The sequence below is a fragment of the Pseudomonas syringae genome (assembly GCF_021605415.1).
Classification (GTDB): Bacteria; Pseudomonadota; Gammaproteobacteria; order Pseudomonadales; family Pseudomonadaceae; genus Aquipseudomonas; species Aquipseudomonas syringae_S.
Map to the genome: position 1 here is coordinate 1 of NZ_WKEQ01000069.1, position 9888 is coordinate 9888.

5 protein-coding genes are annotated in these 9888 nt (G+C 55.7%); 4 read left to right on the top strand and 1 reads right to left on the bottom strand.

Annotated elements, in window-relative coordinates; translation table 11 throughout:
• Nucleotides 1-1009: 1009 nt before the first annotated feature.
• The 4 genes from GIW69_RS25835 to GIW69_RS25850 all read left to right on the top strand — a co-directional run bounded on the left by GIW69_RS25835 (nucleotide 1010) and on the right by GIW69_RS25850 (nucleotide 9342).
• Complete coding sequence (locus tag GIW69_RS25835) at nucleotides 1010-5794, top strand: DUF3320 domain-containing protein (protein WP_236485616.1); 4785 nt, start codon at nucleotides 1010-1012, stop codon at nucleotides 5792-5794.
• Nucleotides 5795-6439: 645 nt separating this feature from the next.
• Complete coding sequence (locus tag GIW69_RS25840; protein WP_236485617.1) at nucleotides 6440-6994, top strand: TRAP transporter small permease; 555 nt, start codon at nucleotides 6440-6442, stop codon at nucleotides 6992-6994.
• Nucleotides 6991-8271: a TRAP transporter large permease subunit gene (locus GIW69_RS25845; protein WP_236485618.1), complete on the top strand. Its 1281-nt coding sequence runs from the start codon at nucleotides 6991-6993 to the stop codon at nucleotides 8269-8271. The genes GIW69_RS25840 and GIW69_RS25845 overlap by 4 nt, the downstream gene beginning before the upstream one ends.
• Before the next feature lie 51 nt (nucleotides 8272-8322).
• The gene (locus tag GIW69_RS25850) at nucleotides 8323-9342 is read left to right on the top strand and encodes a TRAP transporter substrate-binding protein (RefSeq protein ID WP_236485619.1); all 1020 of its coding nucleotides are present in this window, start codon (nucleotides 8323-8325) and stop codon (nucleotides 9340-9342) included.
• Between the two features lie 193 nt (nucleotides 9343-9535).
• On the opposite strand, the gene GIW69_RS25855 is transcribed toward GIW69_RS25850, so the two are convergent.
• The coding region (locus GIW69_RS25855; RefSeq protein WP_236485620.1) for an SMP-30/gluconolactonase/LRE family protein at nucleotides 9536-9888 on the bottom strand (353 nt) is incomplete at its 5' end.

Here is a 9888-nt window from a genome sequence, read left to right on the forward strand (position 1 = left end):
GGTGGGTTGGGTGTGACTTTGAACATGAATGAAACCTCTAGCGCGAATAGTAAAGGAGCCATCACCCTCGCTACCAAACGAAGGGTGGCGGCCATACGCGGGTTGGTAGACCGGTCGCACTAGAACCCGGCGCCCACGAATGGGCCCCACGCATGACCACCATGAAAATCAGAGTCCTGCAAAAGCGACTGCTCACGGTGATGCATTGAATCTAGACACGAAGCGGGCTACCAAACCCCATCACTGTTTTGCAGTGACCGGGAAACGATAAAACCCACGGCCTAGACACACAAGCCGGCGGATTCTGTCTTACCCGTAGGGGATGGCGCAAGGTGTTGTAGGCGTAGGCCTGTGACGGGAGGGTGCATTTAAACGCGTCTGGGGTTTGGTGTTTAACCTGGGAAAATCTCGATTGCTATCGACACGAAAAACGAACGGCGGTGACCGGCAGCAATCGGCCAAAAGCAGACGTTCACGGGAGGGCAACTATCGCCTCGATATAGACACCGATCAGAGGCTCTACAGTCAATGTCTCCATCGCCGGCAAGCTCATACAGGAATGTCACCAGCCTTCAGTCCTGCGCTGTATGTGGGTGTGCAATTGCGTCTGGCTCGGTCGATGTCAAGCCAGGTCGCTATCGGGATCGCCCGTTGATGTGTAATTTTATCGATTGGGGATCTGGGAGCGCCACAACGTGCTTAATGCCATGACCGCAAATCACTTATTTCTTTACCTGTATTCATGCTGCGGATATGTTGCTGGCAAAAGGATATTAAATATTCGAGTCTCAGGGAAAGGCGTTCCAGAGTGGTCACTCGACTGGCTCACCCACCTGCATTAGTTCCCTGATCTTCGTGACTTTAGCAAGCCGCGTTCAGAAATCGTTGTGTCCGACGTGTTGACGGCTCTAGGCTCAAAATTTCTGCTGACTGCTCGCTAGGCTTCCCCGCCAGCTCCGCAGACACGATCGAAGCCATTGATGTGCAAATTCAGATAGCAGGTGTTCCTATGAATTCAGTGATTGGCCAGAAGCTGCAGAGCAGTCGCAAAGAGCTTCTGGATATCGGGCTTCGCAACAACATGCTCAATTTCCGCAAGACCGCCAAGACGTTGATGGTGGTCGATGAGCAGTCCGAAGAGGTCTTCAAGACCCTCTACTTTCAGGAAAAAGCCATGACATTTGCGCCAATGGCTCGCAAGAAGCTGGCGGAACTAGTCAAGGCCTCCAATGTGAATGAGGAGGGGGAGGAAGATAGTGATACCCCCGGTGATGAAGAGTTGTTGTATGAGCTCGATACCCTAAACTGGGGCTCCACCATAGGCGACGCGGGCGAGGATGAAACGGGCAAGGCTCGCCGTCATCTCGATACGCGTTTGCAGACCACTATCGAAGATGATCGGCTTTTCCTCCAATTATTGAAAATCCATACCGAGGCCAAAGGCTTTATCGAGGAACAGGGCGTCAACACGCTGTTCCTTTCCCTCGGTTTCCTCCATTGGTATGAGGCCGACAGCTCTGAAAACCTGCGCAAGGCGCCTTTGATCCTTTTACCCGTCACCCTTGAACGCAGCGGGGCCAAGGATGCGTTCAAGCTGAGATACTCCGGTGACGAGCTGATGCCGAACTTGTCCTTGGTCGCCAAGCTCAAGACCGACTTTGGCCTGGACCTCAGTTCTTGTGCGTTCGACGAAGAATCCTTCGATGCTGACGACTACAGCCTGGAGCATTTTTTCAGGGATGTTGCAGCGGTGGTCAGCAAACAACCGCGATGGAAGGTCGCCAGTAACGAAATTGCACTGGGCTTCTTCTCGTTTGGCAAGTTCCTGATGTTTAAGGATCTTGACCCAAAGAGTTGGCCAGAAGACAAGCAACCTGATGCCAACCCGGTGATGAAGCGATTGCTGGGCTCGGGTTTCGGCGATCTGCGCGCGGCATATACAGAAGATGTGAATATCGACTCGGTGATCAATCCGGGTGAAGTCCGCTTCGTCAAGGACGCCGACAGCAGTCAGACGGAAGCAATCTTAGAAGTGCGCGAAGGCTCCAACCTAGTCATCCAGGGCCCACCGGGTACCGGAAAGTCCCAGACGATTACCAACATCATCGCTGAGCTGATTGGGCAGAAAAAAACAGTCCTGTTCGTTGCTGAGAAGATGGCGGCCCTAGAGGTAGTGAAGCGCCGCCTGGATGAGAGCCATCTTGGCGACGCGGTACTCGAGTTGCATTCCCATAAATCCACCAAGCAGTCGGTGCTCAAAGAATTGGGGCGAACCCTGAACCAAGGGAGGCCAGTGACCAAGGATGTAGAGGGAGACCTGGCCAGTTTAAAAGAGCTGCAGGACTCCCTTAATAATTATTGCGAAGCTGTCAGCGCGTCGGCCGGGGCGAGCGGTTTGCCCTTTCTCGATGTGCTTGGTCGCTACTTGGGGCTGAAGCGAGTTCATCCGGGACTGCCCATGATCCCGTTTGCGCCAATGGCCGGTTGGAACTTCACCCATCAGCAAAAGCAGCGAGAGCTGGTGGAAGAATTGGTGCTCCACCTTAACGTGATGGGGCGGCCGGATCGCAGCCCGTTCTGGGGCAGCCAACGAACCTTCTTCTCTCCCATCGAACAAAGCACTGCCAATGACGCGCTGCAGTCGGCGATTTCTCTCCTTAGTGCATTGCAATCCGCCACTGCGGCGCTCTCCGAGCGATTGATGCTGACCCAGCCGGCCACTTTGGCAGACGTCGATATAGTCTGCCGCGCCGCACGCCGTGCGGCGGAAGCCCCGCGACTTGAGGGGATCAAGATTTCTACGGGGGAATGGCAGTCACGTCGCGACGCCATTCGCGAATTGCTCGAGGCCGGCGAGAAGATGTCTGCCTGTCGTGATCAATTTGACAAGCAGTTGATCGATGTGGCTTGGGACCAGGATCTTTTGGAGGTTCGCCAGAACCTGCAAGCCTACGGCAACAAATGGTGGAGAGTCTTCTCGGGGCGCTTTCGCGCCTCGCGTGCTCGATTGCAAGGGCTTGTTCGAGAGGTATTGCCGAAAAGCAATGTAGGCATGTTGGAACTCGTCGATACGGTCTTGACCTACCAGCAGAACAAAAAGGTGTATGACCAACACGAAGTTTTGGGTAGCGCGCTGTTTGGCGCTCAGTGGCAACGCCAGAAGACCGATTGGCCCGTGCTTGAGCGTCTGAGTGCCTGGGTGATTCGACTGCATGACGACCTAGGGCAGGGACAGATCCCACAGGGCATAATCGCCTTCCTTGCCGGACACGCCGATGCCACAGGGTTGGGCGATGCAGTCGCTGACGTAGAGCTGCATGTCAACGCGCTGGACAAAGCGATTCATGAGTCGCTGGAAGTGACTGCCATGCAGGAGAAGAACGCTAAGGCTGATGTCAGGAAACTCTCTCTGGCTACTCTGGAGGCGCGTCTGCAGGAGTGGCAGGTCAATCTCACCGCGCTCTACCAGATTTCGCGATTCAACGTGCTCGCGGGAGAGATGCTCAGTGCCAATTTGGGTGAGCTGCTTGGTATCGCCATTAGTAGCGACCAGCACGAGAGCCTGACTGCCATTCTTGATCTCTCGTGGTACGCAGGCCTGGTGCAATCAGTGTACGCCCATAATCCGACGCTTCAGCAGTTCGACCGGATCAAGCATGAGCACCAGATCACGCGTTTCAAATCGCTCGATCTCGCATCCATCAATCACGCGCAGACCTCCCTGGCCAAGCAGGCGTGGGAGGGGATGCCTAATATCAACCAGCCCGGTGAGATGTCTGTACTGAGAGCTGAGCTGAATAAGAAACGCCGCCATATGCCGATCCGACAGATGATCGAGAAGGCGGGTCGTGCGATCCAGCAAATAAAACCGGTGTTCATGATGAGCCCCATGTCGATCGCCAATTTCCTCCCGCCAGGCAAAGTCGAATTCGACGTGGTGGTGTTCGACGAAGCTTCCCAGGTGAAAGCCGTCGATGCATTCGGCGCCATCATGCGCGGCAAGCAGGTCGTGGTCGTGGGTGACACCCGCCAGATGCCACCTACTGACTTCTTCAGTCGTGATGTCGAGATGGACGACGAAGAGGGCGCTACAGCCGACATTGAAAGTATTCTAAGTATGTTCAAGGCTGCCGGTAGCCAGGAGCGCTATTTGCGATGGCACTACAGGAGCCGGCATGAGTCGTTGATCGCGGTCTCTAACGTGGAGTTTTACGACAGCAAACTGGTGGTTTTCCCCTCGGCAGGTCAGCATCCTGATGCTACTGGCATCAGCTTCGACTACTTGCCCGAGGCGGTCTACGACCGGGGCCGTACCCGCACGAACAAGGGCGAAGCCAAGGCTGTCGCGAAAGCTGTCATGGAGCACGCGATACGCACGCCAGACTTATCCCTGGGGGTGGCTGCCTTCAGCGTGGCGCAGCGTGATCTGATCCAGGTGGAAATCGAGTTGCTGCGTCGCCAGTCGCCAGAAGCAGAAGCGTTCTTTACCGCACAGGGGAGTGAGCCATTCTTCGTCAAGAACTTGGAGAACATACAGGGTGATGAGCGGGACAAGATATTCATCAGCATCGGGTACGGGCGAAACGAATCCGGCCGGATCGCCAAGGAATTTGGTCCGGTAAACCGGGAGGGCGGCCACCGCCGCCTCAACGTCCTGATCACCCGGGCCAAACTGGCTATGCGCGTTTTCAGCAACTTCAAAGCCGAAGAGCTTGAACTCGACTCCAACGCTCCCCAAGGTGTTAGGGCGCTGAAAAACTTCCTCAAGTATGCTGAAACAGGCGAACTCGAAGTCGCAGTTGAGACCGGTAAAGCAGCAGACTCGCCCTTCGAGCTGGAAGTGATTGAGGCGTTGCGAGACCGAAATTACGTGGTTGAGCCGCAGGTAGGAACCGCGGGTTACTTCATCGATATTGCCGTAAAGGATCCCGAGTATCTGGGGCGCTATGTCCTGGCGATCGAATGCGATGGCGCTGCCTATCACAGTGCACGATCGGCTCGTGATCGTGATCGCCTGCGCCAAGGAGTACTGGAGGGGCTAGGCTGGAACTTCCACCGAATCTGGAGTACGGACTGGTTCCGGAGTCCTCAGCAAGAAATCACGCGTGTCGTTGCAGCGATCGAAGCCGCTCGTTCCAGGATCGCCGAGGGGCGGCATGCGCTTCCCCATGTGGCGCCAGCACCGAAACATGAGATTTTCAGGGATGCGCCGGGTGTTGAAGCTATGCCGAGTTCAAGTAGGCAGTACGTAAAAGCGTGCTTGGCACCTGTAACCTCGTTGAATGAGCTGCATCAGGAAAAGCCGGAGCACCTAATGCAGATGATTCGTAACGTGGTCGAGGTCGAAGCTCCGGTGCACACCACAGAAGTCACCCGCCGACTCATGGAGGCATTCGGTGTGACAAGGGCGGGGTCGCGGATTAACAGCGCGGTGGACCATGCTATTCGTCTGGGCGTTCAGCACAGGTTGTTCCAAGGGCGAGGTGGCTTCATGTACTCAGTTGAGAGCAAACCTATCCATATCCGTAGCCGGGCCCATTTCGAATCTTCGGAGCGTAAGGTGGAGTGGGTAGCGCCGGAGGAGCTTGATCAGGCGCTGGTGGAAACGGTCACCCTAGGGTTCTCGATGCGCCGGGAAGAAGTTATTTCAGGAGCTCTGGCGCTTCTGGGCTTCGGACGGGCAACGGCGAAGATTGCTGGGATGATGGACGAAAGAATTGTTGTTTTGGTCAACAGCGAGCGTTTGCGAATGGTTGATGGGCTGGTAACTACTAAATCACCTTCGCTTGCGTAGAAATTTTAATCCTCAAGTGGACGTTCCCTAAGTCGCAGCATGGACGTCCGCTTTTGGCCGATAACGGCCGGTCATGACGGAGCGCTTCTGGCCGGATCCCGCCGGTCACGCCTTCAAGGCTTTTCGCTCGTCGGCGCTCAAGTCTGGGAAATCAACTCAAATAATCAAAAGCCAATCGATAATCGCACGCTTTATTAGGCGCTTACGAGTAGCCACGCAGCTTTGGATTCTCATCTTTCGAAGACGTTGCTTGCTTTTGTCCAAGAGATTGACGCTTTTTCAAGACGTTGGCGCCTCGCCTCGCCAAATTCCCATTATTCAAAAAAATCACCAAGATATTGACCGAGCTAACCAGCTAGTACATTTTTCACTGCACTCCTTGGTGCTCATCTCCAAGACAACAATAAAAAAAATAAAAGGGCTTTCCCATGCAGCAGCCGATGCTTGCCTTCCAAACTCCCATTCTGTCCGGTGCTTCCCTCCGTAGTGCGCTTTGCAAAGCTGCCGCGTGCCCGCAGTTTTTGTCCTTTCCCATTCCTGAAGGCACGTCCAGACGTCGAAACGGGGCTCTTGAGCAAACTTCCCTGTTTTGCCTGTACTGAGTCGCCTGAAGTGTCACGGGTTTGCGTGTTTACGAGGTAAGCAATGACAAAAATAGTCGACTTGTATTTCAAGGTGCTGAAGCTGCTGATTGTGCTGTGCATGGTCGTGATGATCGTGTTGGTGTTCGGTAACGTGGTGCTGCGTTACGCGTTCAACTCGGGCATCAGCGTTTCTGAAGAGCTGTCGCGCTGGTTCTTCGTCTGGATGATTTTTCTCGGTGCGCTGGTGGCGCTGAAAGATCGGGCGCACATGGGCCTGGACAGTCTCGTCAAGCGCTTCCCCCCCATGGGCAAGCGCATTTGTCTGGTCATCGGCCATGTGTTGATGCTGTACATCTGTTGGCTGGTGTTCATCGGCAGTTGGCAGCAGGCGATTATCAACATTGACGTAGTCGCGCCGGCATCCGGTTTGTCGATGGCGTTGTTTTATGCGGCAGGGTTGGTATTTGGCGCCAGCGCCGCAGCGATTCTGCTTTACGAGTTGTACCTGCTGGTGTCCGGCAAGTTGGCTGATGAGGCGTTGGTGATGGTCACGGAAAGCGATGAGATTCTCCATGAGCAGAATCAGTCGTCGACGACAAAAGGAACTCACCCATGACGCTGATCATCTTTCTGGGTTCGCTGATCGGCACCATGGCCATTGGTATCCCGATTGCCTTCGCGTTGTTGTTGGTCAGTGTCGCGCTGATGCTGCAACTGGATATGTTCGATGCCCAGATCGTCGCGCAGAACCTGCTCAATGGCGCGGACAGTTTCCCATTGATGGCGGTACCGTTTTTCATGCTGGCGGGCGAGATCATGAACGCCGGTGGTCTGTCCAAGCGCATCGTCAATATTGCGATGGCGCTGGTTGGCCACAAACGTGGCGGCTTGGGGTACGTGGCGATCCTCGCCTCGTGTCTGTTGGCGTCCTTATCGGGTTCGGCGGTGGCCGATGCGGCGGCACTTGCCGCGCTGCTGGTACCGATGATGGTGAGGGCCGGGCATAACCGCGCGAATTCGGCAGGCTTGATTGCGGCGGGCGGCATCATTGCGCCGGTGATTCCACCGAGCATCGGGTTCATCGTCTTCGGGGTTGCTTCCGGCGTCTCCATCTCCAAGCTGTTCCTCGCCGGTATTGTGCCGGGGCTAATGCTCGGTCTTTCGCTCGCTGTCGCCTGGTGGTTTGTTTCCCGTCGTGAGGACGTCGCACGTCCGGCCAGGCAAAGTAAGGCGCAGATCATGCGCGCCTTGATCGAAGGCAGTTGGGCAATGGGTCTGCCGCTGATCATCGTCTTCGGCTTGAAATTCGGTATTTTTACGCCGACCGAAGCGGCAGTGGTCGCGGCGGTTTACGCGCTGTTTGTCGCGCTGGTCATCTACCGCGAACTGAAAATCAACCAGCTCTATGACCTGATTCTGGCAGCGGCGAAAACCACCTCGGTGGTGATGTTCCTGGTGGCGGCTGCCATGGTGTCGTCGTGGTTGGTGACCATCGCCGAATTGCCTGAGCAACTGGCGGGTGTGCTCGCACCGTTCATGGACAGCCCGACACTGTTGTTGTTGGTGATCATGGCGCTGGTGATTCTGGTCGGTACAACGATGGACATGACGCCAACCATCCTGCTGCTGACACCTGTGTTGATGCCCGCCGTGGTAATGGCCGGCATCGACCCGGTCTACTTTGGTGTGCTGTTTTTGATCAACTGCGCCATTGGCTTGATCACGCCTCCGGTCGGTACGGTGCTCAACGTGGTGTGTGGCATATCGAAGATCGGCATGGACGAGATGGTTCGGGGCGTCTGGCCGTTCATGCTGGCGCAGTTTGTTGTGCTGTTTTTGCTGGTGTTATTCCCTTCGCTGGTGCTCGTGCCGTTGAAGTTTTTCACCGGTTGACTCTGGTGAGTCTCTCGGTAACTCGACTCTAAAAACAATATGGAGAGTGACATGAAAAAGACCATTAAAACCCTGCTGGCCGGCGCTTGCGCGACCAGTCTGTTGCTGAGCTGCATGACCAGCCATGCGGCGGAAATTCGTGAGAAAACCCTGCGTTTTGCCTTTCAGAACGTCAAGGAGCATCCACAAGGGCAGGGTGCCCAGAAGTTTGCCGACCTGCTGGCTGAAAGCAGCGGCGGCAAGATCAAAGTGCGGCTTTTCCCCGGGGGCACCTTAGGTGGTGATGTGCAGACCGTTTCCGCGTTGCAGGGTGGCACGCTGGATTTGACCGTGCTGAACTCGGGCATTCTGGCGGCTCAGGCCAAAGATTTCGCAATGCTCGATTTCCCGTTCCTGTTCAACAACGTCGAAGAAGCCCACGCGGTGATCGACGGCCCGGTAGGGCAAAAGCTGGCGGCGCAACTGGATAGTAAAGGCCTGGTCAATCTCGGTTACTGGGATCTGGGCTTTCGCAACATCACCAACAGCAAGCGTCCCATCACCAAGCTGGAAGACATGGAAGGTCTGAAGATTCGCGTGATCCAATCGCCGATCTATCTGGAAACCTTCACCGCGCTGGGCGCCAACCCGGTGCCGATGGCGTTCCCCGAGGTGTATACCGGCCTTGAGCAGCACACCATCGACGGCCAGGAAAACCCCTTCACGGTGATCGAAGGCAGCAAGTTCTACGAAGTACAAAAGTACCTGTCGGTGACCGGTCACATCTTCAATCCGCAATCATTCATCATTGGCAAGAAAACCTGGGATCGTTTCAACGACGATGAAAAGGCGTTGATCCGGGACGCCGCCGCCAAGGCGCAGGTGTACCAGCGCGAAGTGACGGCTACGAGTATGAGCAACTCGCGAGGCAACCTCGAGAAACACGTCGCGGTGAACGACATCACGCCCGCAGAGAAAGACCGTTTCCGTGAGCGTGTGCAGCCGGTGATCGACAAGTTCTCCAAAGAACTCGATGCCGGCCTGGTGAAGACGATGTACGACGAAATCGCCAAGGTGCGCGCTTCGCAGTAATCCTGGTGCAGGTCATAGGTTTGCTTTAGTACTTATGCCCCGCCCCTTTCCTCGGCTTACCGCAGGGTTTAACCCCGCGGCCGGCTCAAAACGATGCGGGAACAGTAAACAAGCTTGAAAGCCGCGCATCCTCGGATGCGCGGCAGTATTTTATTTCGATGCTCACAGAGCTATCGCAAGAACCCCATCGTTTTCACAACGCAAACGAAGTCCCACGAGTATTCACAAACAGTGAGTAGATCGAGTGACTGCTGGCCATGAACAGCCGATTTCCTTCGCGTCCGCCGAAGCACACGTTCGGGCAGCGCTCGGGCAGTGAAATGTGTCCGATGGCCTTGCCCTGCGGGTTGAAAACGCGCACGCCGTCGAGTTTTTCCAGGTCGGCTTTGGGATCGCCATTGCCGCCCCAGCCGCACCAGAGGTTGCCCGCTTCGTCGCATTTGATGCCGTCGATTGCGGCGTAGTCCAGCCCTTCGATGTGTTTGCGGCGTTCGCCCAGGGTGCCGTCGTCTTTCACGGCAATCGCCCAGACCAGGCGATTGGGTT